Consider the following 23799-nt stretch of genomic DNA (forward strand, 5'->3'; position numbering starts at 1 on the left):
GCGCTGGACCGGTGGACCGACGACATCCTCAGCGGCATGGCCGCGTTCGCCGCGGTCGAGCGGCCGCCGGAGGAGCAGCTGTGGCTGATCTTCAGCCGGGTGGTGGTCGACCGTCCCGAGAACGATCTCGAGTTCGCCATGATCGCCGCGACCGACGACCCGCAGGTGGCCGCGGCGATGCGGCGCCTGAGCGATGGACGGCTGGCGCTCGTGGAGTCGCGGCTGGCGGAGCTGGGATTCACCGCGGCCACCGCCCGTGAGCGGGCCCTGCAGATGCACACGTTTCTGCTCGGGCACGTGCAGATGGTGCGGCGCGGCGTGGAGATCAGCGACCCCGTCGAGTACGCGCGCGACGCCTTCCGGCTGCTGACAGCGCCGTAGGATTCAATTCGTGAAGTTCGCTGTGCGCGTAAAACCCGGTGCGCGGCGGGAGGCCGTCGGCGGCGTGTGGGGCGACGGGGCGCTGATCGTGGCCGTCGCCGCGCCGGCCGTGGAGGGCAAGGCGAACGAGGCCGTGCGCAAGGCGCTGGCCGGCGCATTCGGGATCCGCCGTCAGGACGTGCTCATCGTGTCCGGCGAGCGCAGCCGGGACAAACTCGTGGAGCTGCCGGACGCCTACGACCGGTTGCGCGAACTTCTAGGATAACACCGAGTTGCACTGTCCACTGTGGACATCCACAGTGGCCGATTAGTACTTTTCCGTGATCGTCACGCACACTGTTCACGCCGACAGGTGACATCCGGGAGGTGGGATGCCTACTCTTTCGACAGCGCTCGGTATAGGTGCGGCGGTACTCCTGCTCTCCGTGTTCGCCGTGCGCGTATCGGTTCGCCTCGGTCTGCCCTCGCTCCTGCTGTACCTGGGCATCGGCCTGCTCATCGGCGAGGCCGGCTTCGGGATCCGCTTCGACAACGCCGCGCTCACCCAGTCGCTGGGCATCGCCGCGCTGGTGCTGATCCTGGCCGAGGGCGGGCTCACCACGCGGTGGTCGGCCGTGAAAAGCTCGCTGGGACAGGGAATCGCACTGTCCACAGTGGCGGTCGCGGTCAGCATCGCCGTCACCGGCTTCGCGTTACACCTGTTGCTGGGCCTCGACTGGCGAATGGCCCTGCTGTGGGGCGCCGTGCTGTCCTCCACCGACGCCGCCGCCGTGTTCAGCGTGCTGCGCGGGGTCGGCGTCTCCAAGCGGCTGGTCGGCGCGCTGGAGCTGGAATCCGGCCTTAACGACGCGCCCGTGTTCATCGCCGTCGTGCTGCTCGTCGCCGCCGATCCGGTGGGCTGGACCACGCCGCTGCTCCTCGTCTACGAGCTCGGCATCGGTGCCGCCGTCGGCATTCTCGTCGGCTGGCTCGGCGCTTTCGGGCTGAGACGCGCGGCCCTGCCGGCGACCGGCCTCTATCCCGTCGCCACCGTCGCCATGTGTGTGCTGGCCTATGCGTTCGGTGACCTCGTGCACGCCTCCGGCCTGCTGGCCACGTACGTCACCGGCCTGGTGCTCGGCAATTCCCGGCTGCCGCACCGTTCCGACACCCTCTCCTTCGCCGAGGGACTCGGCTGGCTGGCCCAGATCGGCCTGTTCGTCTTGCTGGGCCTGTTCGCCTCACCCGCCCGGCTGCTGAGCGCCCTCGTGCCGGCCCTGGTCGCCGGGGCCGTGTTGTTGCTGCTGGCCCGGCCCTTGTCCGTGCTGCTGTCCATGACCCCGTTCCGCGTGAAGTGGCGGGAACAGGTCTTCCTGTCGTGGTCCGGGCTTCGCGGCGCCGTGCCCATCGTGCTGGCCCTGATTCCGTTGACCCAGGGCGTTCCTGGCGCTCAGCACCTGGTCGACGCGGTGTTCGTGCTCGTGGTCGTGCTGACCCTGATCCAGGGCGGCACCCTGCCCCTGGTCGCCCGATGGCTCGGTCTCGTCAAAACCGGTGACACACAGGAGATCGAAGTCGACTCCGCGCCACTGGACACCCTGGGCGCCGAGCTCTTGCAGGTGCGGGTGCAGCCCGGATCCAAGCTCCACGGCGTGTATCTCTCGGAGCTCCGGCTGCCGGTGGGGGCCACCATCAGCCTCATCGTCCGTGGCGAGGCCGGTTTCACACCCAAGTCGACCACGCGGCTCCAGGAGGAGGACCAGCTCCTCGTCGTGGCCACCGATGACGCCCGCGACGCCACCGAGCGCCGCATCCGCGCCGTCGACCGCGCAGGCCGTTTCGCCCGTTGGAAGGGCGAATCGGGGCAAGACTGAACCCCCGCGAGTCACGCTCTCCGGCACACCGAAATACGGTTTCGCGCACACCTGCGAGGTAACCCCGGGCGGCGCGGGAGCGACAAACGAGCATGGCCGTCGACGTCCGGACCGAGATCGTCATCGACGCCCCGCTCGCGCGGGTCGCCGACTACGCGGCCGACCCGGGCAATGCCCCGGAGTGGTACGTCAACATCCGCTCCGTGCGCTGGGAGACCGAGCCGCCGCTGGCCGTCGGCTCGCGGGTGGCCTTCGTCGCACGGTTCTTCGGCCGGGAACTGGCCTACACCTACGAGATCGTCGAACATGAGCCCGGTTCACGGCTGGTCATGCAGACCGCCCAGGGGCCGTTCCCGATGCGGACGACCTACACCTGGGAGGCGGTCGGGCCCACACGGACACGGATGACGCTGCGTAACAGCGGGTCGCCGTCCGGCTTCGCCGCCGTGGCCGCGCCGGTGATGGCGATGGAGATGCGCCGGGCCAACCGCAAGGACCTGGCCAACCTGAAGACCCTGCTGGAGCCCTGACGCGGGATCAGCTCAGGGTGCCGGCGAACAGTGCGCGGTGCACCGCCAGGTAGGCGGGGCACGGGAACACCGGGCGGGGCTGCCACCAGTGGTCGGGGCGGCAGGCGCCGCAGCGGCCGGCCGGGTCGGGGGAGTGCTCGCTGAGCAGGGTGGCGACGGCGTCGACGACGCGGGGGAGCTGGGCCCGGGTGACGCCGCTGACGATGCGGTCGTCGGGATCGAGGGCGAGGTCGGCGAGCATCGCCAGATGGCGACTGAGCTCGTCGTCGAGCTCGCGGAACATGACTACCTCCGGGCGGTCGGCCACACGTGGTGCGCCGCCGAGTCTGCGCCGGGCCGGCGAGGAATGGACCGGGCCTTCACCCCTCCGGGAACAGAAACACCCGTTAGTGACGGCTCTCACGATGTGAGAGGACGTCTCGACGGATCCGCGCACGGTCGGTTACCGTGGTCGACGTTAGGTCATGAGTGCCAGCGTCAAGCCCCGGCTTGCTGGCCGGCAACCCTCCTCCGCGGTGGGGTGCCCCGGGTGAGGACCAGGCCCTGTCGCACCAGGCGACAAGGGCAAGCGCGGACCCGGTGCAGTGCGGGTCCCTGACCCGAGGAGCACCCCCGTGACCATCGCGATCCCGCCGGCCCGCAACACGGACAAGACCGCTGCGACTGCCATCCCCACCGTGCCGGCCGTGGTCGGGGCCCGCCTGTCGGTGCCGCTGGTGACCGGAGACCGCGTCACGTACGCCAATCTCGACCACGCGGCCAGCGCCCCGTGTCTGGAGCAGGTGCGCGACGCGGTGGACGAACTGCTGCCCTGGTACGCGAGTGTGCACCGTGGCGCGGGATTCGCCTCGCAGGTGTCCACAAAGGTCTATGAGCAGGCTCGGGAACACGTTGCGGCGCTTCGTGGGGCGTCCGCAGCAGCGACACGGTGGTGTTCACCCGCAACACCACGGACGCCCTCAACCTGCTGGCGAAGTCGTTGCCGCGCCGCACTTCCGTGGTGCTGTTCGACACCGAGCACCACGCGGCGCTGCTGCCCTGGCGCGGCCCGAACGTCCGTCGCATTCAGACTCCGGAGTCGGTGGCCGCGGCCGTGCCGGCGCTGGAGGCGGCGCTGAAGCTGTGCCCGGAGGGCCCGCGCCTGGTCGTGGTCACGGGCGCCTCGAACGTCACGGGCGAGCTGTGGCCGGTGGCCGAGCTGGCCCAGGTGGCCCGGCGCTTCGGGGCGCGCATCGCCCTGGACGCCGCGCAGCTCGCGCCCCACCGCCCGGTGGACATCAAGGCCCTTGACGTCGACTACGCCGTGCTGTCGGGCCACAAGCTGTACGCCCCCTACGGCGCCGGCGCGCTGATCGGCCGGGCCGACTGGCTGCAGGCGGCCGAGCCGTACCTGGTCGGCGGCGGCGCCACCAAGAGCGTCGTCGACTGGGGCGACCACCTCGGCGTCGCGTGGTCGGCCGTGCCGGAGCGGCATGAGGCGGGGTCGCCCAACGTCGTCGGCGTGCACGCGCTGGCCGCGGCCTGCGACACGATCACCCGCCACGGCTGGGACCGCATCGTCGCCCACGAGCAGGCGCTGCTGACCCGGCTGCGTGAGGGCCTCAAGACCGTCCCCGGCCTGCACGAGCTGGCCATCTTCCAGGGCGACAACGACCGCGTCGGCGTCGTCAGCTTCACCGTCCACGGCCACGAGGCCGGCCTGATCGCCGCCGCGCTGTCCGCGGAGTACGGCATCGGCGTCCGTGACGGCGCCTTCTGCGCGCACGTGGCGACCCGGCGCCTGCTGGAGCGCGTGGAAGCCACCGAGCAGCGCGCGCTGCGGGCCAGCCTGGGCCTCGGCAGCACCGTGGAGCACGTGGACCGCCTCGTCACCGCGTTGCGTGAACTCGTCACCAACGGGCCGAAGTGGACGTACGTGCAGGAGGACGGCCGGTGGGTGCCGGCCGACGACAACCGGCCGCTGCCGCCCTTCGTCGCCGCCTGAGGGACAATGGCCCGGTGAGCACCGAGCCCAACACCGAACCGGTCGCGGCGCAGCGGCTGCTGCCCCGCCGGATCGGCATGCTGGTGACAGCGGCTGTCGTCGCCCTGGCGCTGGACATCGTCACCAAGGCACTGGTCGTCGCGAAGCTCGAGGGCAAGCCGCCGCTCGAACTCGCCGGCGGCCTGGTCTACCTGGACGTGATCCGAAACCCGTACGCCGCGTTCTCGCTCGGCGTGACGGGCATGACGTGGGTGTTCAGCGTGATCTGCGTCGGCGTGCTGGCCGCGATCGTCTGGGTCGCGCCCCGGCTGCGCTCGCGCGGCTGGGCCGTCGGACTCGGCTTCGTGTTCGGTGGCGCCCTCGGCAACCTGCTGGACCGCATCTTCCGGGCCCCCGGCGCGCTGCAGGGGCACGTCGTCGACTTCATCTCCGTGTTCGGGCCCAACGCCCAGTACTTCCCCGTGTTCAACTTCGCCGACTCGGCCATCTGCGTCGGCGGCGCGCTCATCGTGCTGATGGCCATCCTGGGCCGCGACTACGACGGCCGCTCCACGCGAGAGGCCAAGACCAGTGAGTGACCTTCGCGAGCTGCCCGTGCCCGACGGCCTCGACGGCATGCGCGTCGACGCCGGCCTGTCCAAGCTGCTCGGCCTGTCCCGCACCACCGTCGCCACCCTCGCCGACTCCGGCGACGTCGTGGTCGACGGCCGCGCCGTCGGCAAGTCCGACCGCCTGATCGCCGGCTCGTGGCTGGAGGTGACGCTGCCCGCGCCCGCGCAGCCCATCACCGTGCAGGCCATTCCCGTCGAGGGCCTCGTCGTGCTGCACGAGGACGACGACGTGGTCGTGGTGGACAAGCCCGTCGGCGTCGCCGTGCACCCCAGCCCCGGTTGGAACGGCCCCACCGTCGTCGGCGGCCTGGCCGCCGCCGGCATCCGGATCTCCACCTCCGGCGCCGCCGAGCGGCAGGGCGTCGTGCACCGGCTCGACGTCGGCACCACCGGCGTGATGGTCGTGGCCAAGAGCGAGCACGCCTACACCGTGCTGAAGCGGGCGTTCAAGGAACGCACCGTGGACAAGGTCTACCACGCGCTGGTCCAGGGCCATCCCGACCCGACCCGCGGCACCATCGACGCGCCCATCGACCGGCACCCCAAGCACGACTACAAGTGGGCCGTCGTGGCCACCGGCCGGCCCAGCGTCACGCACTACGAGATGCTGGAGGCCTTCCGCGCCGCCTCGCTGCTGGAAGTGCACCTGGAGACCGGCCGCACGCACCAGATCCGCGTGCACTTCTCGGCCCTGCACCACCCCTGCGTCGGCGACCTGACCTACGGCGCCGACCCCGTGCTGGCCAAGCGCCTCCACCTCACCCGCCAGTGGCTCCAGGCCAAGTCCCTGTCCTTCCACCACCCGGCCGACGGCCAGTGGGTGACCTTCGAGAGCCAGTACCCGGACGACCTGCGCATCGCGCTGGAGCGTATCCGCGCGGAGAGCTGACACCCCAGCTTTTTGTCACATGCGCTTCCCACTTGGCGCCAGATGCCATATGGGAAGCGCATGTGACAAAAAGCGAAACGCGGAGGGTTAGAGCTCGATCTCCCAGGTGAGGGAGTGGGCGGGGTCGTCAGGGCGGGGGCTCCAGCGGACGGAGGTGAGCTCCGTGGAGTCCGGCAGCACGTAGACGGTGTGGCCGCCGGCGGTCTCGCCCGGCTGGACGCCGATGCGGTGGGGCGGGCGGGAGGACAGGGACACCGGGGCCTTGGGGACGGTCTGGCCGTCGGCGGCGATCAGCAGCAGGTAGAGGTCGGGCAGCGAGGAGAACGGCACGGTGCCGCGGTTGGTGAGCTCGGTGTGCACGACCACGGCCCGCTCGCCCTCCTGGAGGCGGTAGCCGGCGGCGGTGAAGAGGAAATCGGCGGGGTCGACGACCTCGACGAGCTGGATGGACAGCTGCTCGCCCTCCAGGCCCACGGTCTGCTGCGAGGTGCCCACGGTGAACTTGGGCGGGGGCACGGGCTCGGCCTTGACGGTCTGCTCGTCGCCACGGGCCCACGCCGAGGTCTGCGGCGGACCCCAGGTGCCCCCGGCGGGCTGCGGTGGCACGGGGGCCGCCGGCTGCGCGGGCGTGGGCACAGCGGCGGGCTGCTGCGCGGGGAACGGCACGCTCTGCGGCGGCGGCAAAAACTGGGGCGGCGGGGCTTACTGCGGCTGGGGCTGCTGCTGCTGGTACTGGGGCTGGGGCAAGTGCTGCTATTGCGGCGCGTATTGAGGCTGCTGTTGGGGCTGCTGCTGGGGATAGCCCTGCGGCCACTGCTGCTGCGGCCGGCTCGCGGCGGCCAGCGCGGCCCGGATGCCGTTGGGGTCGCACTCCACGCCGACCAACAGCGGCATGCCCTGCGCGGACAGCGCCACCAGGCGCGCGGCGGCTTCCCGTGGGTCCATGCCCAGGCGTGCGGCGACGTCGTGCACCGCGGCCCGACCCATCTCGGCGATCAGGGAGAGCAGACGGAAGTCGACAGGATCCGGCACGGCCACGCCTGGCACGCTACCCGGTCGACCCGCGCACCGTCCGTCCCGGTGCGTCGCATCCGCGAAGATCACCTGCCCGGTGGGGGTAACAGCGCCGGAACCTGGACGTAAAAGGGGCTTCCTACCGTCGGGTGCCATGACCATCACCGCGCCGAAGACCGGGCCCAAGCGCCGTTACGCGTGGCTCGCGGCCAACGAGGGCAGCGAGGACTTCTCGCTGCGCTACGCCGCCCAGTCCTTCCGCCGCTGGTCCCCGTTCGCGGTGGCCGGCACGGCGCTGGGCGGCATCGCCTACCTGGCCGACTTCGCCATCGGGGCCAGCATCGTGATGCTGCACGGCTTCTCCTCGGCGGCGCTGGCCATCGGCATCGCGGCGGTGGTCATCTTCCTGACCGGCATCCCGATCGCCACCGCCTGCGCCCGCTACGGCGTGGACATGGACCTGCTGACCCGGGGCGCCGGCTTCGGCTACTTCGGGTCCACGCTGACCTCGCTGATCTACGCCAGCTTCACGGTGATCTTCTTCTCGCTGGAGGGGTCGATCATGGCCCAGGCGTTCCAGCTGGCCTTCGGGCTGCCGCTGGCGCTGGGCTACCTGCTGACCACGCTGATCGTGCTGCCGTTCGTGCTGTTCGGGATGCGGGCGCTGGCCCGGCTGCAGGCGTGGACGCAGCCGGTGTGGCTGGCCGGCCTGGTGCTGCCGTTCGTCGTCGTGCTGGCCACCCACCCCGAGCGGTTCGGCCAGTTCACGACGTTCGGCGGCGGCCTGTCGCTGACCGGGGTCGGTCTCGGGGCCGGCGTGGCGCTGTCGCTGATCGGGCAGATCGGTGAGCAGGCCGACTACCTGCGGTTCATGCCGGCCAGGACCGAGGCCAACCGACGGGCCTGGTGGGCGGCCGTGATCGCCGCCGGGCCCGGCTGGGTGGTGCTGGGGGCGCTCAAGCAGCTGGGCGGCGCGTTCCTGGCGTTCTGCGCGTTGGGGGCGATCGGACAGTCCGCCGTCCTGGAGCCGATCGCCCCCTACGTGGAGGCCGTGCGCCCGGTGCTCGGGGCCGTCACGCTGCCGCTGGCCGCGCTGTTCGTGGTCGTTTCCCAGATCAAGATCAACACGACCAACGCCTACTCCGGGTCGCTGTCGTTCGCCAACTTCTTCTCCCGCGTCCTGCACCGCCACCCCGGCCGCGCCTGGTACGTGCTGGTCAACTGCGGCATCGCGCTGGCCCTCATGGAGTTCGGGGCGTTCGCGTTCCTGAACAACATCCTCGGCTTCTACTCCAACGTGGCCATCGCGTGGATCGGGGCCGTCGTCGCCGACCTGGTGATCTGCAAGCCGCTGGGCTGGAGCCCGCCGTACATCGAGTTCAAGCGGGCCTACCTGTACGCCGTGAACCCCGTCGGCTTCGGCTCCATGGTGCTGGCCTCGCTCGTCTCCGTCGTCGCCTACTTCGGCGCTTTCGGGCCGGTCGCCGCCGCGTGGAGCCCGTTCATCGCGCTGGCGCTGGCCATGGTCGCGGTGCCGGTGATGGCCAAGCTGACCGGCGGCAAGTACTACCTCGCGCGCCCGAACCTGGTGTCCGGCCCCGAATCCGGTGCGGTCGACCTCGCCGTCACGCACGTGTGCGAGGTGTGCGAGGACCCCTTCGAGCTGCCGGACATCGTCGACTGCGTGCACCACGGCGGCGCCGTCTGCTCCCTGTGCTGCACGCTGGAGAGCGCCTGCGGCCAGGCCTGCCAGCAGTCCGGCCCGGTGCTCGTGCCGCTCAGTGTTCCAGCGCCGCGAGATTCCGCGCCGTGACGGTGACGCTGTGGTGGTCGGCGGGGTAGACGCGTTGGAACACCTGTAAAGCCTGGCGGTACAGGTCCTTCGCCTCGTCGAACCGCCGCTGGCCCACCAACAGCGACGCCAGCGCCGCGCGGTCGGCCGCCACGATGGGGTGATCGGGGCCCAACGCCCGTTCCCGCAAGGCGACCGACCGCCGCGCGTGGGGCTCGCCCTCGGCGTGCCGGCCGCGTGAGTGCTCGATGCCGCCCAGGTTGTGCCACACGGCGGCGGCCTCGGGCTCGCCCGGGCCGATGAGCGCCAGCGCCTCCCGGTACACCCGCTCCGCGTCGTCGTAACGGCCCGCGCACTTGTGCACGATGCCGAGGCCGCACAGCAGGCTCGCGGTGTCCTCCTCGGCCAGCGCCAGCGCCGACAGGTACAGCCCCTCGGCCTCGTCGAGACGGTCGCGGATGCGCGCCATCACCGCCAGACTGGCCAGCGCGTGCACCCGCAACCGGCCGTGCGGCGGCATGTCGGTGAGCGCTACCGCTTGCCGCGCATGGTGTTCCGCCTCGTCATGCTGCGAGAGCCGCTCGTGGATCGCGCTCAACGCCACGTGGATGTTGGCCGCCTGCGCGGAGCCCGGCTCCGCCTCGGCCAGCGCCCGCCGCGCCGGCTCCAGCGCTGCCACGGCGTCCCCCGCGTCGAACCTCCGCCGCGCCGTGGCCAGGAGATCGTCCATGGCCGGCATGCTCACCGAGACCGCACCCGGGCGGAAGGGGGCAGGCCCCCAGACGCCCGGGACTTCCTGTTCGCCGACAGTCGCGAATGCCCGATGCTGAGCTGGGACTTTCTGTCCAGTGGAAGTAGCGGAGAGTAGTCCGTGTGTCCGATGCCGGCGGGGCGGGGGTGAGGAGGCAAGATAGGCGGGCACGTCGCTGAGCCCAGGGGAGGCCGTCACCAATGTCCGACTCGTTCGTGCACCTGCACGTGCACACCGAGTACTCGATGCTCGACGGAGCCGCCAAGCTCAAGGACATGTTCGCCGAGTGCACTCGGCTGGGCATGCCCGCGGCGGCGATCACCGACCACGGCAACATGTACGGGGCCTACGACTTCTTCAGGCAGGCCACCGCCGCCGGGGTGAAGCCGATCGTCGGCATCGAGGCGTACATGGCGCCGGGCTCCCGACATGACAAGCGGCGCATCACCTGGGGCGAGCCGCACCAGAAGAACGACGACGTGTCGGCCAGCGGCGCCTACACGCACCAGACGATCTGGGCGGCCAGCAACGAGGGCCTGCACAACCTGATGCGCGCCTCCAGCTACGCCAGCCTCGAAGGCCAGCTGGGCAAGTGGCCGCGGATGGACCGGGAGCTGCTGGCGGCCAACTCCAAGGGCCTGATGGCCACCACCGGCTGCCCGTCGGGCGAGGTGCAGACCCGGCTGCGGCTGGGCCAGGACAAGGAGGCCCTACAGGCCGCCTCGGACTGGAAGGACATCTACGGCGAGGGCAACTTCTTCGTGGAGCTGATGGACCACGGCATCGAGATCGAGAGCCGGGTCCGCGACGGCCTGGTCAACGTGGCCCGGCAGCTGAAGCTGCCGTTCGTGGTGACGAACGACTCGCACTACACCTACGACACGGACCGGGACGCCCACGGCGTGCTGCTGTGCGTGCAGACCGGCAAGACCCTCCAGGACCCGACCCGGTTCAAGTTCGACGGCACCGGCTACTACCTGAAGTCGCCGGAGGAGATGCGGGCGATCGACTCCTCCGACGCCTGGCAGGAGGGGTGCCGCAACACGCTGTTGGTGGCCGAGAAGGTCGACACCACCGACATGTTCAAGTTCCACAACCTGATGCCGCGGTTCCCGATCCCCGAGGGCATGACCGAGGACGAGTACTTCAAGCAGCAGGTGTGGGCCGGCATGGAGCGCCGGTTCCCGGGCGGCATCGACGAGGAGCACCGCAAGCAGGTCGAGTTCGAGATCGGCGTCATCCTGCAGATGGGCTTCCCGGCCTACTTCCTGGTGGTCGCCGACTTCATCATGTGGGCCAAGAACAACGGCATCCGGGTCGGCCCGGGCCGTGGCTCCGCGGCCGGCGCGCTGATCGCCTACGCGATGGGCATCACCGACCTCGACCCGCTGGCCCACGGCCTGATCTTCGAGCGCTTCCTCAACCCCGACCGCGTCAGCCCGCCCGACATCGACATCGACTTCGACGAGCGCCGGCGCGGCGACGTCATCCGGTACGTGACCGAGAAGTGGGGCGAGGACAAGGTCGCCCAGGTGATCACCTTCGGCACCATCAAGGCCAAGGCGGCCATCAAGGACTCGGCCCGGGTGCTCTACGGCCAGCCCGGCTACGCGGTGGCCGACCGGATCTCCAAGGCCTACCCGCCGGCCGTGATGGCCAAGGACATCCCGCTCAACGGCCTGTTCGACCCGCAGCACAAGCGCTACGGCGAGGCCACCGAGATCCGCGCGCTCTACGAGCAGGACCCGCAGGTCAAGGAGATCATCGACACCGGCCGCGGCCTGGAGGGCCTGATCCGCAACGCCGGCGTGCACGCCTGCGCGGTGATCATGTCCGCGGAGACGCTGACCGACCACATCCCGGTGTGGAAGCGGCCGCAGGACGGCTCGATCATCACGCAGTTCGACTACCCGACCTGCGAGACGCTCGGCCTGCTGAAGATGGACTTCCTCGGCCTGCGCAACCTCACGGTCATCGACGACACGATGAAGAACATCACGCTCAACGGCAAGACCCCGCCCGACCTGGACACCCTGGCGCTGGACGACAAGAAGACCTACGAGCTGCTCGGCCGGGGCGACACGCTGGGCGTGTTCCAGCTGGACGGCGGGCCCATGCGGGACCTGCTGCGCCTGATGCGCCCGGACAACTTCGAGGACATCTCCGCGGTCGGCGCGCTCTACCGGCCGGGCCCGATGGGCGCCAAGTCGCACACGAACTACGCGCTGCGCAAGAACAAGCAGCAGGAGATCACGCCGATCCACCCGTCGCTGGCGGAGCCGCTCAAGGACATCCTCGGCACGACCTACGGCCTGATCGTGTACCAGGAGCAGGTCATGGCCATCGCGCAGAAGCTGGCCGGCTACACGCTGGGACAGGCCGACCTGCTGCGCCGCGCGATGGGCAAGAAGAAGAAGGAGATCCTGGACAAGGAGTACGCCGGCTTCGAGAAGGGCATGCTGGACAACGGCTACCCCCAGGACGCCGTCAAGACCCTCTGGGAGATCCTGGTCCCGTTCGCCGACTACGCCTTCAACAAGGCCCACTCGGCCGCGTACGGCCTGGTGTCGTACTGGACGGCGTACCTCAAGGCGAACTTCCCGGCCGAGTACATGGCCGGCCTGCTCACCTCGGTCGGCGACGACAAGGACAAGGCCGCGATCTACCTGGCCGAGTGCCGCAAGATGGGCATCACCGTGCTGCCGCCGGACGTCAACGACTCGATGCGCGAGTTCGCGCCGGTCGGCGAGAACATCCGGTTCGGCCTCGGCGCCATCCGCAACGTCGGCGCCAACGTGGTCGACTCGATCGTCGCGGCCCGCACCCAGAAGGGCGCGTTCACCGACTTCTCCGACTACCTGCGCAAGGTGGATGTCAACGCCTGCAACAAGAAGGTCATCGAATCGCTGATCAAGGCCGGCGCGTTCGACTCGCTCGGCCACCCGCGCAAGGGCCTGCACATGGTCCACATCGACGCGGTCGACGCGATGATGGTCACCAAGAAGGCCGAGGCGGACAACCAGTTCGACCTGTTCGGCGGCGGGGGCGAGGACGACCTGGCCGGCGGCGTGTTCGACGTGAAGGTGCCCGACGAGCAGTGGGACTCCAAGCACCAGCTGACGCTGGAGCGGGAGATGCTGGGCCTGTACGTGTCCGGCCACCCGCTCAACGGCGTGGAGCGGGTGCTGGAGGCCCAGGCCGACACCGCGATCGCGACGATCCTGGAAGGCAACCTGCCCGACGGCGCGCAGGTCACCGTCGGCGGCATCCTGGCCACGGTGACCAGGCGCATCAACAAGTCCGGCGAGTCCTGGGCGTCCGCGCAGCTGGAGGACCTGGCCGGCGGCATCGAGGTGCTGTTCTTCCCGAAGACCTACTCGGTGGTCGGGATGAGCGTGGCCGAGGACGCCATCGTGCTGGTCAAGGCCCGCATCGCCCGGCGCGACGACCGGATCTCGCTGATCGCCAACGACCTGGCCCTGCCGGACCTGGAGATGGCGGCCAGCGGCATGCCGATCAAGCTGACCATGCACGCCGCCAAGTGCACGCGGCCGCTGGTGGCCCAGCTCAAGGACGTGCTCAAGTCGCACCCCGGCTCGACCGAGGTGCATCTGAACCTGATGAACGGCCGGCGCGGCACCATGCTGCGGCTGGACGACGGGCTGCGGGTGGATCCCTCACCGTCACTGATGGGCGACCTCAAGGCCCTGTTGGGACCGGGTTGCCTGGGCTGAAACGGCTGTGAGCCCGGGCACATTCATCGATAATGGGTGCGCCCGGGGGTGCACGTGGGCACACTGTTGTAAACGGGGTTAACCTATCGTTGGTGAACACCAATTACGTGGCATGGTTAGGGGAAGGCCCATGACGAACACCGAGACGGCGCCTGCCAGCTTCTTCACGCCGGAGTTCTTCCAGGACCCGCAGCGTTACCAGGCCGAGCTGCGGGCCGACGCGCCCGCCCGGCTGGTGGTCACCCCCAACGGCTTCAAGGTGTGGGTGGTCAGCCGGTTCGAGGAGGCCAGGGCCGTGCTGGCCGACCCGACCGTGCGCAAGAGCAGCGCCGGGATGGGCGAGGTCTCGGCCCGCAACCGGGTCGACGACAGCGAGAGCCGGCCGTTCGCCGACGACCTGAACGCGCACATGCTGTCCATGGACCCGCCGGACCACACCCGCCTGCGCCGCCTCGTCACGAAGGCCTTCACCGCGCGGCGCATCGAGCAGATGCGGCCCCGGATCGAGGAGATCACCGCCGAGCTGCTGGGCAAGCTGGCCTCCGGCGACCGCGTCGACCTGCTGGACGTGTTCGCCTTCCCGCTGCCCATCACCGTGATCAGCGAGCTGCTCGGCGTGGACGACGAGGACCGCGAAACCTTCCGCGTCAACTCCAACGTGCTGATCTCCAGCGCCGGCGGCGACGCGGTCGGCGCGGCCGGCATGTGGATGGTCCAGTACTTCAGCAAGCTGATCGCCGAGAAGCGGGCCAACCTCGGCGACGACCTGCTGTCGGCGCTGATCGAGACCAGCGAGGACGACGACCGGTTCAGCGAGCGTGAACTGGTGTCCATGGCGTTCCTGCTGCTGATCGCCGGGCACGAGACCACGGTCAACCTGATCGGCAACGGCGTGCTGGCCCTGCTGACCAACCCCGACCAGCTGGAGCGGCTCAAGGCCGACCCGTCGCTGATGGCCACCGCCATCGACGAGTTCCTGCGCTACCGCAGCCCGGTCAACATGTCCACGTTCCGGTACACCACCGAGCCCGTCGTGCTCGGCGACGTGACCATCCCGGCCGAGCAGCTCGTGCTCGTCGGCCTCGGCTCGGCCAACCGGGACGAGAACCACTTCGAGAACGCCGACCAGCTCGACATCTCCCGCCCGGTGGGTGGACACCTGGCCTTCGGCCACGGCATCCACTACTGCCTCGGCGCGCCGCTGGCCCGGCTGGAGGGCGAGATCGCCTTCCGCGGCCTGCTCGCCGCGTTCCCGGACCTGAAGCTCGCCGTGCCCACCGAGGAGCTCCAGTGGCGCTTCAGCATGCTGATGCACGGACTTGAGGAGCTGCCGGTGGTCCTGTGACCGAGCTTGCGAGGGCACCATTGAGCACAGGGACCTGGGTCGCAGACCCGCCGAGCGCCAGCGATGTGGGTCTGTGACCATCGGGGCATGCCAGCACGCGTAGTCCTAGCCGGAAGCACTCGCCCGGCGGCCCACGGCTTCACCCCGGCCGGCACGCTCGACCCGTCGACCGAAGTCACCGCCACGGTGGTGCTTCGGCGGCGGGCCGCGCTGCCGGCCGGTCTCGTGTCCGGGCCCTCCGTGATCGGCCGTCAGGAGCTGGCCGACCGCTACGGGGCCGATCCCGCCGACGTGCTCCGGGTCCGGACCGTCCTGAGTGGACTCGGCGTCTCCGTGGTGGCCGAGGACCCGGCGTCGCGGCGCCTGTCCGTCCGAGGTGATCTGGCCGCCCTGCACCGGGCGTTCGGCGTGTCGTTGGAGGCCGTGTCCCTCGGGGACACCCGGATGCGGCATCGGGTCGGGGCGTTGGAGGTGCCGGCCGAGCTGGACGGTGTCGTGCAGGCCGTGCTGGGCTTGGACGACCGGCCTCAGGCCCGCCGACCGGCTGCCGATGCGGCGGAGTCCAAAGTGGGCTACACCCCGCCCGCGCTGGGCAGGATCTACTCCTTTCCGCCGGCGGTCGACGGGGTGGCGTCGACTGTCGCCGTGATCGAGCTCGGTGGCGGCTACACCGATGCCGAGCTGGCGACGTACTTCCAAGGGCTCGCTGTGGGCCCGGTGGCCGTCCGGGCGGTGAGCGTGGATGGGGGTGCCAACACGCCCAACTCCGGCGTGGATGACGAGGTGCTGCTGGATATCGAGGTGATCGGCGGGCTGGCGCCGGAGGTGCAGCAGCTCGTCTACTTCGCCCCGAACACCGATCAGGGCTTTGTGGACGCGGTCAGCACGGCGGTGCACGCCTCGCCGACACCGGCGGCGGTGAGCATCAGCTGGGGCGCGGCCGAGGAGCTGTGGACCGAGCAGACCCGCACGGCCCTGGACGACGCCTTCGCCGATGCCGCGGCCCTCGGCGTCACCGTCGTCGCTTCCAGCGGCGACTGGGGCGCCGCCGACGAGCAGACCGACGGCAAGCAGCACGTCGACTTTCCGGCATCGAGCCCGCATGTGTTGGCCTGTGGTGGAACCTCCCTCCGCGCCGATCCCGCGACCGGCGTCATCGGCAGTGAGACGGTGTGGAACAACGGCGTCGGCGACCACGCCACCGGCGGCGGGGTCAGCGCCTTCTTCCCCCGTCCCGACTACCAATCTGCTTGCGGCGTCCCGGATTCCGGCCGTGGCGTGCCCGACGTCGCCGCCGTCGCCGACCCCAACACCGGCTACATGGTCCTGGTGCACGGCAAGAGCTACCCCGCCGGCGGCACCAGCGCCGTCGCCCCGCTCTGGTCCGCCCTCGTCGCCCGCCTCGTCCAGCACCTCGGCCGGCCCCTCGGGTTGCTGCAACCCTTGCTGTACAAGGATTCCCAGCCCGGTGTGCTCACCTCCGGCTTCCGGGACGTCACCGCCGGCGACAACCAGGGCTACCCGGCCTCTCCGGGCTGGGATCCGTGCACCGGCCTCGGTTCCCCCGACGGCAACGCCTTGCTGGCGGTGCTGCGCCAGCGGCTCACCGGACAGTGATGAGGACCGGCCGGCTGGCCGTCACCGAGCAACTGGACGCCCTCCGCGCGGCGCTGAACCGCAACGAACTGTTGGTGGAGGTGCTGAACCGCGCCACGGAGTTCGACCTTCCCGGCTGGTATCTGACCGGTGGGTGCCTGTTCCAGACCGTGTGGAACGTGGTCACCGGTCGGCCGCCGGCCGATGGGATCAAGGACTACGACCTGTTCTACTTCGACGACTCGGACCTCAGCCGTGAAGCCGAGAACGCGGTTGTCGAGGCCGGTGCCCAACTGTTCGGCGACCTGCCGGCTGTGGTGGAGATCTGCAACGAAGCGCGGGTCCACCTGTGGTATCAGGACAGCTTCGCTGTGTCGTGTGAACCCCATTCGTCGACCGAGGCGGCCATCGACTCGTTCGCGGCGACGACCTGTTGTCTGGGCGTTCGCCGGACCGGGGCCGGTGACTGGCGTATCTATGCGCCTCACGGGCTCGCCGACGTGTTCAACCTCGTTGTGCGGCCCAATCCGGTGCTGGCACCGCGCCACGTCTATGAGACGAAGACCCGGCGCTGGCGCGAGAAGTGGCCGGAGCTGGCGGTGTTGCCCTGGCCCGACGAGGACCGCTAGTTGAACCGCACCTCCGGGTGATGGCGATGGCGCGGTCGGGGTGGAGGACGACCTTTGTTGTCCTGGCGGCGTAACCGGTGGGGTGTCGTCCCACCGCACGTCGCCGGCAGTGGTGTTCGCGTATGAGACCGGACTGGTCCGCCCGGGTTAGGGTGCTCGCTCGTGACTCCCGACGAGCTCAGCGCCCTCGACCGCGCCCACGTCTGGCACCCGTACGCGCCCATGCCGGGCCGGATCGATCCGCTGGTGGTCACCGGGGCCGAGGGGGTGCGGCTGCGGCTGGCCGACGGGCGGGAGCTGGTCGACGGCATGGCCTCCTGGTGGTCGGCGATCCACGGCTACCGGCACCCTGTGCTGGACGCGGCCGTGACGGAGCAGCTGGGCCGGATGAGCCACGTGATGTTCGGCGGCCTCACCCACGAGCCGGCGGTCCGCCTGGCCACGAAGCTGGTGGAGATCACGCCGGAGCCGTTGCAGCACGTGTTCCTGGCCGACTCGGGCTCCGTGTCGGTGGAGGTCGCGATCAAGATGTGCCTGCAGTACTGGCGGTCGCTCGGGAAGCCGGGCAAGCGACGGCTGCTGACGTGGCGACGCGGGTATCACGGCGACACCTTCCACCCGATGAGCGTCTGCGACCCCGAGGGCGGCATGCACTCGCTGTGGGCCGGGGTCCTGCCGGAGCAGGTCTTCGCCGACGCCCCGCCGGCCGAGTTCGAGCACGACTACGTGCAGCACCTCGTGGACCTGGTCGAACAGCACGCCGACGAGCTCGCGGCGATCGTCGTCGAGCCGGTCGTGCAGAACGCCGGCGGCATGCGTTTCCACGACCCCCGCTACCTGCACGTGCTGCGGGAGGTCAGCCTGGCCAACGACGTGCTGCTGGTGTTCGACGAGATCGCCACCGGCTTCGGCCGCACGGGCGAGCTGTTCGCCGCCGACCACGCGGGTATCAGCCCGGACGTCATGTGCGTCGGCAAGGCCATGACCGGCGGATACATGACCATGTCGGCCGCGCTGTGCACGTCCCGCGTGGCCGACGGCATCTCCAGGGGCGAGGTCCCGGTGCTGGCCCACGGGCCGACGTACATGGGCAACCCGCTGTCCTCGGCCGTGGCCAACGCGTCCATCGACCTGCTGCTGGGGCAGGACTGGCGGGCGGAGATCAAGCGCATCGAGACCGGCCTGCACGCCCTGGACGCCGCGCGGCAGGTCCCGGGCGTGCTGGACGTGCGGATCCTCGGCGCGATCGGGGCCGTTCAGCTCGACCACCCGGTCGACATGGCCGCCGCGCAGCGGGTCGCCGTCGATCACGGAGTGTGGCTGCGGCCGTTCAACGACCTCATCTACACCATGCCGCCGTACGTGATTTCCGACGAGGACCTGTCTCAGGTCTGCAACGCGATAGTCGCGGCCGCGACGGTCGGCTGAGAGCGGGGCGGAGCGAACCACTAACCTGATGGGTCGTGAACATCCTCGTGATCACCGGCACCGGCACCGGTGTCGGCAAGACCATGGTCACCGCGGCCTGCGCGGCCCTCGCGGTGGACAACGGCCAGCGGGTCGCCGTGGTCAAGCCCGCGCAGACGGGCGTCGGCCCGCAGGAGCCGGGTGACCTGGACGAGGTCGCGAGGTTCGCCGGCAAGATCACGACGCGTGAGCTGCGCCGCTTCCCGGAACCGCTGGCCCCGGACACCGCCGCCGCCCGCGCCGGCATGCCACAGGTGCACCCCGGCGAGATCGCCTCCGTGGTCGCCGAGCTGGCCGCCGAGCACGACCTGGTGCTGGTCGAGGGCGCGGGCGGGCTGCTCGTCCGGTTCGACGACGAGGGCGCGACCCTGGCCGACGTGGCCTGGGCGCTCAACGCGCTGGTCCTGATCGTCTCCCAGGCCGGCCTGGGCACGCTCAACCACACCGCCCTGACGGCCGAGGTGCTGCTCAAGCGGGGCATCGAGTGCGCGGGCGTGGTGATCGGCAGCTGGCCGTCCGAGCCGGACCTGGCGTCGCGCTGCAACCTCGTCGACCTACCAGAGGCGGCCGGTGGTCCGCTGCTCGGCGCGCTGCCCGAGGGCGCAGGACTGTTGGACCCCTCAGACTTTCTTGAGGTCGCTCGGGCCGCCATGTCACCGTGGCTCGGCGGCACGTTCGACCCGGACGTGTTCGCCGAGCAGTTCACCGCGTGAGACTCGTAACACGATGTAGCCCGATGTGACGAGGTCGCGTGAGGCAGACTGCTGGCCAGCGTCACCCCGAGCAAGGAGAGTTGCCAGTGACCGAGCCTGCGAGGGCACCATCCAGCACAGGGACCTGGGTCGCAGACCCGCCGAGCGCTAGCGAGGTGGGCCTGTGACCGCCGTCGACACCGACATCCTCGCCGTCGCCCGTGAGCAGGTGCTAGAGCGTGGCGAAGGACTGGGCCAGGAGCAGCTGCTGGCAGTGCTGCTGCTCGGCGACGACCGGCTGGAGGAGCTGCTCCAGCTGGCCCACGAGGTGCGGATGCGCTGGTGCGGGCCGGAGGTCGAGGTCGAGGGCATCGTCAGCCTGAAGACCGGCGGCTGCCCCGAGGACTGCCACTTCTGCTCCCAGTCCGGCCGCTTCCCGTCGCCGGTGCGCTCGGCCTGGCTGGACGTCCCCGGCCTGGTGCGCAGCGCCCGTGAGACCCGCGACACCGGGGCCACCGAGTTCTGCATCGTGGCCGCCGTGCGCGGGCCGGACGCCCGGCTGCTCTCGCAGGTACGCGAGGGGATCAAGGCCATCCGCGAGGACGGCAACGACATCCAGATCGCCTGCTCGCTGGGCATGCTCACGCAGGAGCAGGTGGACGAGCTCGTCGCGATGGGCGTGCACCGCTACAACCACAACCTGGAGACCGCCCGCTCGCACTTCCCGAACGTGGTCACCACGCACACGTGGGAAGAGCGCTGGGAGACCCTGCGCATGATCCGCGCGGCGGGCATGGAGGTCTGCTGCGGCGGCATCATCGGCATGGGCGAGAGCGTCGAGCAGCGGGCCGAGTTCGCGGCCCAGCTGGCCGAGCTGGGGCCGGACGAGTGCACGATGAACTTCCTCATCCCGCAGCCGGGCACCCCGTACGAGCAGTACGAGATCGTCGAGGGCCGAGACGCGCTGCGCACCGTCGCCGCGTTCCGGCTGGCCATGCCGCGGCCGCTGCTGCGCTTCTCCGGCGGCCGTGAGCTGACGTTCGGCGACCTGGGCACCAAGCAGGGCATGCTGGGCGGCATCAACGCCATCATCGTCGGCAACTACCTGACCAACCTCGGCCGCCCGGCGGCCCAGGACCTGGAGATGCTGGACGACCTGAAGATGCCGGTCAAGGCGCTGAACCAGTCGCTATGAGCACCGAGTTCTGCGCCCGCTGCGGGCGGGTCGAGGCCGACGGCGACCACACGCGCTGCGCGGTCCTGCTCGCCTCCATCGACCCGCCCCGGTTCTGCGCCGACTGCGGGCGGCGCATGGTCGTGCAGGTGACGCCCGCCGGATGGGTGGCGAATTGCAGCCGACACGGCGAGCGAACGTCGACGTCACCCTCGGTGGACTAGGGTCGCTCGAATGTCGGAGCAAGCGGGCGAGCGGGCCGAGCCGATGCGCATCCCGCCGGTGACCGAGAAGGACCCGGAGCCGGCTTCGTCGGCGGCGCCCTCATCATCGGCTGCGCCCGCCACGGACGTCCGGACGCCGTCGGTGGCCGAGATCATGGCCATGCTGCCGCAGCCCAGCCGTCCCCACGTGGTGATCAAGCGGGACCTGCTGCCGGCGGTCAGCGTGCTGTCCACGGTGGCCCTGACCGGGCTGCTGGTCGGCTGGCTGTGGTCGATCCTGGCGCCGGCGCAGCGCGTGATCCTGGTGGACGGACAGCAGCTGCCGCTGCTGGACGAGAGCTACCACCGGTTCGACGACCTGATCCTGTTCGTGCTCATGGGCATGGGCATGGGCCTGGTCGTCGGCGGCGTGGTGTGGCTGCTGCGGGAACGCCGCGGCCCGGTGATCATGATCGCCGCCGTGCTGGGGTCGGCGCTGGGCGCGTGGCTGGCCATGAAGGTCGGCGTCTCCTGGGCCGGCAGCCACTACGCCCTGTCCGGCACGCCGGCCAACCGCTCGGTGTTCGAGCAGGCCCCGGTTCTGGAGTCCACGTGGGTCATCCTGGCCCAGCCGCTGGCCACCGCCCTGGCCTACGGCACCCTCACGGCCTGGAACGGCATGGACGACCTGGGCCGCCGCCTCGGCTGAGCCCCGCTTGTGTCAGGAAAGGCCCCTTCCTGACGTTGAACGTCAGTATCGGTCCCTTGATCTTGGCCGTGATGTCAGGAAGGGCCCCTTCCTGACGTTGAACGCCAGTATCGGTCCCTTGATCTTGGCCGTGATGTCAGGAAGGGGTCCTTCCTGACGTTCAACGCGAGGATCGGTCCCTTGATCTTGTCAGTTCGTGCTGGGGCGGACGGAGAACTCCGACAGGGCGGCGGGGATGGCGCGGAGTTCGCGGAGGATGCCGGTCTCGCGGTTGAGGACGCGGCGGACCATTCGCAGGCGTCGCAAGGGGTTGCGCTCCTCCAGCAGGCCCTGGCGGTCCTCAATGGTCAGCAGGCAGTCGGCGGCCAGCAGGTGGGCCAGGGTCCCGGTGTCGGCGCCGATCTCGGGCTCCGACCAGTCCTCACGGTGCCAGGCGGCGTTGCAGTAGCGGCGATGCGCGGCCCGGGCCGACTCGGACAGCTGCGGCGCGGCGGTCACGCCGGCGCCGGCGACTTCCGCGTCGGGCAGCCATTCCACGCTGCCCAGCAGGTAGGGCGCGCTGGCGGAGTCCAGGTCCAGCAGGCGAAACCGGCGCTCGCCGCGCGTGACGATGTCGAACCGGCCGTCCGGCAGTCGGTTGACCTGGCGCAGCGTGGCCGAGCAGCCGACGTCGTGCAGCTGGGAAAGCTCGTCCACATCGGTGACCCAGCCCTGTCTCATCGCGACCACGCCGAAGCTGCGCCCGGTCACCGCGCCCGTCACCAGGTCCACGGTGAGCTGACGGTAGCGCGGCTCGAAGATGTGCAACGGCAAGGACGCTCCGGGCAACAGCACTGTGCCCAGCGGGAAGATCGGGAGCGTCTCGGCCACGGGGTCTACCGTACGTCGGAGGCTGCCCCCCTGCTGGGTGGTCGCAGCACGGCGAAGGGGTCCGTGACGAGCATTCCGTGCCCCGTGAAGCGGAACAGCGCAGCTGGGCGGCCTCCGGACGGTCCCGGCGGGGAAGTGTGACCGGTGGCCTCGAGAAGTCCGCGCCGGGACAGGACACGCTGGAGGTTGGTCGCCGCGACCCGGTAGCCCAGCGCCGCCGAGTACAGGCCGCGCAGGGCCGAGATGGTGAACTCCGGCGGCGCCAGGGCGAAGCCGAGGTTGGTGTACGAGAGCTTGGCCCGCAGCCGGCCCTGGGCCCGCCGCACGATCGCCTCATGGTCGAAGGCGGTGTCCGGCAGGCCGTCGACCGGGTACCAGGCGGTGTCGGCCGGCACCTCGGGGTCGACGTCGCACGGGATCAGCCCGACGAAGGCGGTGGCCACGATCCGGCCCCCGGGCACCCGGTCCGGGGCGCTGAACACGGCGAGCTGCTCGACATGTGCCAGCTTCCTGACGTCCACCTTCTCGGCCAGCTGCCGGCGGATCGACGCCTCCACGTCCTCGTCCTCACGCAGTCGCCCGCCGGGCAGTGACCAGCGGCGAGCGTGCGGTTCCTGAGCGCGCTGCCAGAGCAGGACCTGGAGTGATTCCCGCCTCACTTGCAGCACTGCCGCCAGGACTTCATTGCCGGTTAACCCGGGGCGGCTGATAGGATCAGGCACGTTTTCGATTGTAAGGCGAAAACCGGGGGACCGCAAACCGAGGAGGAACCATGGCCGCTACCGCGCAGTTGGAGCGGACCGAGGACGGCTGGACCGGGGTCCAGCCGGACGCCGCCTGGCGGGAGGAGGTCCGACGACTGGCCGACAAGCACGACGCCGTCCTGCTCGCGCACAACTACCAGCTGCCCGAGATCCAGGACATCGCCGACCACACCGGCGACTCGCTGGCGCTGAGCCGCATCGCGGCCAGCAGCAGCGCGTCGACCATCGTGTTCTGCGGCGTGCACTTCATGGCCGAGACGGCGAAGATCCTCAGTCCGGACAAGCGGGTGCTCATCCCGGACGCCCGGGCCGGCTGCTCGCTGGCCGACTCCATCACCGGCGCACAGCTGCGTGAGTGGAAGGCCCAGCACCCGGGGGCCGTCGTCGTCTCGTACGTGAACACGACGGCCGAGGTCAAGGCCGAGACCGACATCTGCTGCACGTCCTCCAACGCCGTCGACGTGGTCGCCTCCATCCCGGCCGACCGCGAGGTGCTGTTCTGCCCGGACCAGTTCCTCGGCGCCCACGTGCGCCGGGAGACCGGCCGGGACAACGTGCACGTGTGGGCCGGCGAGTGCCACGTGCACGCCGGCATCAACGGCCCCGAGCTGGCCGACCGGGCCGCCGCCAACCCGGACGCGGACCTGTTCATCCACCCGGAGTGCGGCTGCGCCACCTCGGCGCTGTACCTGGCCGGCGAGGGCGCGGTGCCGGCCGAGAAGGTCAAGATCCTGTCGACCGGCGACATGCTGACCGCCGCCCGGTCGACCAACGCCCGCAGCGTGCTGGTGGCCACCGAGGTCGGCATGCT

General features: G+C 70.4%; 24 protein-coding genes, 1 pseudogene and 1 riboswitch. Of the genes and pseudogenes, 19 read left to right on the top strand and 6 right to left on the bottom strand.

The features are described 5' to 3' along the window. Nucleotides 1-210: 210 nt before the first annotated feature. From KUTG_RS64275 to KUTG_RS35560, 4 genes are all read left to right on the top strand, one after another. Nucleotides 211-381 carry a hypothetical protein gene (locus KUTG_RS64275; protein WP_232241148.1) on the top strand — a complete coding sequence of 57 codons (171 nt, stop codon included), beginning with the start codon at nt 211-213 and terminating at the stop codon, nt 379-381. Between the two features lie 10 nt (nt 382-391). Continuing rightward, complete coding sequence (locus KUTG_RS35550) at nt 392-646, top strand: DUF167 domain-containing protein (RefSeq protein ID WP_043723094.1); 255 nt, start codon at nt 392-394, stop codon at nt 644-646. A gap of 106 nt (nt 647-752) precedes the next feature. Then, entirely contained in the window at nt 753-2234 is a 1482-nt protein-coding gene (locus KUTG_RS35555; protein ID WP_043723096.1) for a potassium/proton antiporter, read from the top strand. A gap of 92 nt (nt 2235-2326) precedes the next feature. Then, nucleotides 2327-2764, top strand: coding sequence for an SRPBCC family protein (locus KUTG_RS35560; protein WP_043723098.1), 438 nt, complete (start codon nt 2327-2329; stop codon nt 2762-2764). 7 nt (nt 2765-2771) lie between these two features. Here KUTG_RS35560 and KUTG_RS35565 read toward each other — a convergent pair whose 3' ends face one another. Then, the gene (locus KUTG_RS35565) at nt 2772-3047 is read right to left on the bottom strand and encodes a hypothetical protein (protein ID WP_043723099.1); all 276 of its coding nucleotides are present in this window, start codon (nt 3045-3047) and stop codon (nt 2772-2774) included. Nucleotides 3048-3224: 177 nt separating this feature from the next. After that, nucleotides 3225-3341: riboswitch (SAM riboswitch) on the top strand. Between the two features lie 217 nt (nt 3342-3558). Here KUTG_RS35565 and KUTG_RS66565 point away from each other — a divergent pair. From KUTG_RS66565 to KUTG_RS35580, 4 genes and pseudogenes are all read left to right on the top strand, one after another. Next, a pseudogene (locus KUTG_RS66565) lies at nt 3559-3606 on the top strand (hypothetical protein); the annotation flags it as partial. Nucleotides 3607-3692: 86 nt separating this feature from the next. Beyond that, on the top strand, nt 3693-4748 hold the full coding sequence (locus tag KUTG_RS35570) for an aminotransferase class V-fold PLP-dependent enzyme (RefSeq protein ID WP_369794551.1): 1056 nt from the start codon (nt 3693-3695) through the stop codon (nt 4746-4748). 14 nt (nt 4749-4762) lie between these two features. After that, nucleotides 4763-5326, top strand: coding sequence for a signal peptidase II (gene lspA, locus KUTG_RS35575; protein WP_043723100.1), 564 nt, complete (start codon nt 4763-4765; stop codon nt 5324-5326). 37 nt (nt 5327-5363) lie between these two features. Beyond that, nucleotides 5364-6248 (top strand): RluA family pseudouridine synthase, encoded by an 885-nt coding sequence (locus KUTG_RS35580; protein ID WP_052396759.1) that lies wholly within the window; start codon nt 5364-5366, stop codon nt 6246-6248. An 87-nt stretch (nt 6249-6335) separates the two neighbouring features. Here the strand turns inward: KUTG_RS35580 and KUTG_RS66570 are convergent, their stop codons facing one another. Both KUTG_RS66570 and KUTG_RS66575 read right to left on the bottom strand, forming a co-directional pair. After that, nucleotides 6336-6884, bottom strand: a complete 549-nt coding sequence (locus KUTG_RS66570; protein WP_369794552.1) for a hypothetical protein — start codon at nt 6882-6884, stop codon at nt 6336-6338. A gap of 117 nt (nt 6885-7001) precedes the next feature. Continuing rightward, a complete protein-coding gene (locus KUTG_RS66575; protein ID WP_369794553.1) occupies nt 7002-7286 on the bottom strand; it encodes an AsnC family protein in 285 nt (94 codons plus the stop codon). A 130-nt stretch (nt 7287-7416) separates the two neighbouring features. On the opposite strand from KUTG_RS66575, the gene KUTG_RS35590 reads away from it, so the two are divergent. Beyond that, complete coding sequence (locus KUTG_RS35590; protein WP_043723104.1) at nt 7417-9075, top strand: purine-cytosine permease family protein; 1659 nt, start codon at nt 7417-7419, stop codon at nt 9073-9075. Here KUTG_RS35590 and KUTG_RS35595 read toward each other — a convergent pair. Continuing rightward, nucleotides 9041-9784 (bottom strand): tetratricopeptide repeat protein, encoded by a 744-nt coding sequence (locus tag KUTG_RS35595; RefSeq protein ID WP_198047415.1) that lies wholly within the window; start codon nt 9782-9784, stop codon nt 9041-9043. The genes KUTG_RS35590 and KUTG_RS35595 overlap by 35 nt on opposite strands. 221 nt (nt 9785-10005) lie before the next feature. On the opposite strand from KUTG_RS35595, the gene dnaE reads away from it, so the two are divergent. The 9 genes from dnaE (at nt 10006) to KUTG_RS35640 (ending at nt 21354) form a co-directional block, all read left to right on the top strand. Beyond that, nucleotides 10006-13539, top strand: a complete 3534-nt coding sequence (gene dnaE / locus KUTG_RS35600; RefSeq protein ID WP_043723108.1) for a DNA polymerase III subunit alpha — start codon at nt 10006-10008, stop codon at nt 13537-13539. Nucleotides 13540-13669: 130 nt separating this feature from the next. Further along, nucleotides 13670-14884, top strand: a complete 1215-nt coding sequence (locus tag KUTG_RS35605; RefSeq protein ID WP_043723109.1) for a cytochrome P450 family protein — start codon at nt 13670-13672, stop codon at nt 14882-14884. 87 nt (nt 14885-14971) lie between these two features. Then, on the top strand, nt 14972-16501 hold the full coding sequence (locus KUTG_RS35610) for a S53 family peptidase (protein ID WP_043723111.1): 1530 nt from the start codon (nt 14972-14974) through the stop codon (nt 16499-16501). Then, complete coding sequence (locus KUTG_RS35615; protein WP_043723112.1) at nt 16501-17109, top strand: nucleotidyltransferase family protein; 609 nt, start codon at nt 16501-16503, stop codon at nt 17107-17109. The genes KUTG_RS35610 and KUTG_RS35615 overlap by 1 nt, the downstream gene beginning before the upstream one ends. A 162-nt stretch (nt 17110-17271) precedes the next feature. Next, the gene (locus tag KUTG_RS35620; RefSeq protein ID WP_043723113.1) at nt 17272-18537 is read left to right on the top strand and encodes an adenosylmethionine--8-amino-7-oxononanoate transaminase; all 1266 of its coding nucleotides are present in this window, start codon (nt 17272-17274) and stop codon (nt 18535-18537) included. 35 nt (nt 18538-18572) lie between these two features. Continuing rightward, entirely contained in the window at nt 18573-19289 is a 717-nt protein-coding gene (bioD, locus tag KUTG_RS35625) for a dethiobiotin synthase (RefSeq protein WP_043723115.1), read from the top strand. Between the two features lie 163 nt (nt 19290-19452). Beyond that, nucleotides 19453-20463 (top strand): biotin synthase BioB, encoded by a 1011-nt coding sequence (bioB, locus tag KUTG_RS35630; RefSeq protein ID WP_043723117.1) that lies wholly within the window; start codon nt 19453-19455, stop codon nt 20461-20463. Continuing rightward, the gene (locus KUTG_RS35635) at nt 20460-20666 is read left to right on the top strand and encodes a biotin synthase auxiliary protein BsaP (RefSeq protein WP_043723119.1); all 207 of its coding nucleotides are present in this window, start codon (nt 20460-20462) and stop codon (nt 20664-20666) included. The genes bioB and KUTG_RS35635 overlap by 4 nt, the downstream gene beginning before the upstream one ends. 154 nt (nt 20667-20820) lie before the next feature. Beyond that, a complete protein-coding gene (locus KUTG_RS35640) occupies nt 20821-21354 on the top strand; it encodes a DUF2567 domain-containing protein (RefSeq protein ID WP_052396761.1) in 534 nt (177 codons plus the stop codon). A 189-nt stretch (nt 21355-21543) separates the two neighbouring features. Here the strand turns inward: KUTG_RS35640 and KUTG_RS35645 are convergent, their stop codons facing one another. Beyond that, a complete protein-coding gene (locus KUTG_RS35645; protein ID WP_043723120.1) occupies nt 21544-22224 on the bottom strand; it encodes an LON peptidase substrate-binding domain-containing protein in 681 nt (226 codons plus the stop codon). Between the two features lie 5 nt (nt 22225-22229). Beyond that, the gene (locus KUTG_RS35650; RefSeq protein ID WP_255361045.1) at nt 22230-22889 is read right to left on the bottom strand and encodes an NUDIX hydrolase; all 660 of its coding nucleotides are present in this window, start codon (nt 22887-22889) and stop codon (nt 22230-22232) included. Nucleotides 22890-22996: 107 nt separating this feature from the next. On the opposite strand from KUTG_RS35650, the gene nadA reads away from it, so the two are divergent. Further along, nucleotides 22997-23799 (top strand): quinolinate synthase NadA (nadA, locus tag KUTG_RS35655; RefSeq protein ID WP_043731777.1); only part of this gene is annotated, 803 nt, incomplete at its 3' end.

The organism is Kutzneria sp. 744 (genome assembly GCF_000568255.1).
Classification (GTDB): Bacteria; Actinomycetota; Actinomycetes; order Mycobacteriales; family Pseudonocardiaceae; genus Kutzneria.

Bases quoted from the DNA above. Each gene is read 5' to 3' on its own strand.
- KUTG_RS35555 (WP_043723096.1), top strand. From the start codon at position 753: ATGCCTACTCTTTCGACAGCGCTCGGTATAGGTGCGGCGGTACTCCTG.
- KUTG_RS35560 (WP_043723098.1), top strand. From the start codon at position 2,327: ATGGCCGTCGACGTCCGGACCGAGATCGTCATCGACGCCCCGCTCGCG.
- KUTG_RS35565 (WP_043723099.1), bottom strand. From the start codon at position 3,047: ATGTTCCGCGAGCTCGACGACGAGCTCAGTCGCCATCTGGCGATGCTC.
- KUTG_RS35580 (WP_052396759.1), top strand. From the start codon at position 5,364: ATGCGCGTCGACGCCGGCCTGTCCAAGCTGCTCGGCCTGTCCCGCACC.
- KUTG_RS35590 (WP_043723104.1), top strand. From the start codon at position 7,417: ATGACCATCACCGCGCCGAAGACCGGGCCCAAGCGCCGTTACGCGTGG.
- KUTG_RS35595 (WP_198047415.1), bottom strand. From the start codon at position 9,784: ATGGACGATCTCCTGGCCACGGCGCGGCGGAGGTTCGACGCGGGGGAC.
- dnaE (WP_043723108.1), top strand. From the start codon at position 10,006: ATGTCCGACTCGTTCGTGCACCTGCACGTGCACACCGAGTACTCGATG.
- KUTG_RS35605 (WP_043723109.1), top strand. From the start codon at position 13,670: ATGACGAACACCGAGACGGCGCCTGCCAGCTTCTTCACGCCGGAGTTC.
- KUTG_RS35610 (WP_043723111.1), top strand. From the start codon at position 14,972: ATGCCAGCACGCGTAGTCCTAGCCGGAAGCACTCGCCCGGCGGCCCAC.
- KUTG_RS35615 (WP_043723112.1), top strand. From the start codon at position 16,501: ATGAGGACCGGCCGGCTGGCCGTCACCGAGCAACTGGACGCCCTCCGC.
- KUTG_RS35635 (WP_043723119.1), top strand. From the start codon at position 20,460: ATGAGCACCGAGTTCTGCGCCCGCTGCGGGCGGGTCGAGGCCGACGGC.
- KUTG_RS35640 (WP_052396761.1), top strand. From the start codon at position 20,821: ATGGCCATGCTGCCGCAGCCCAGCCGTCCCCACGTGGTGATCAAGCGG.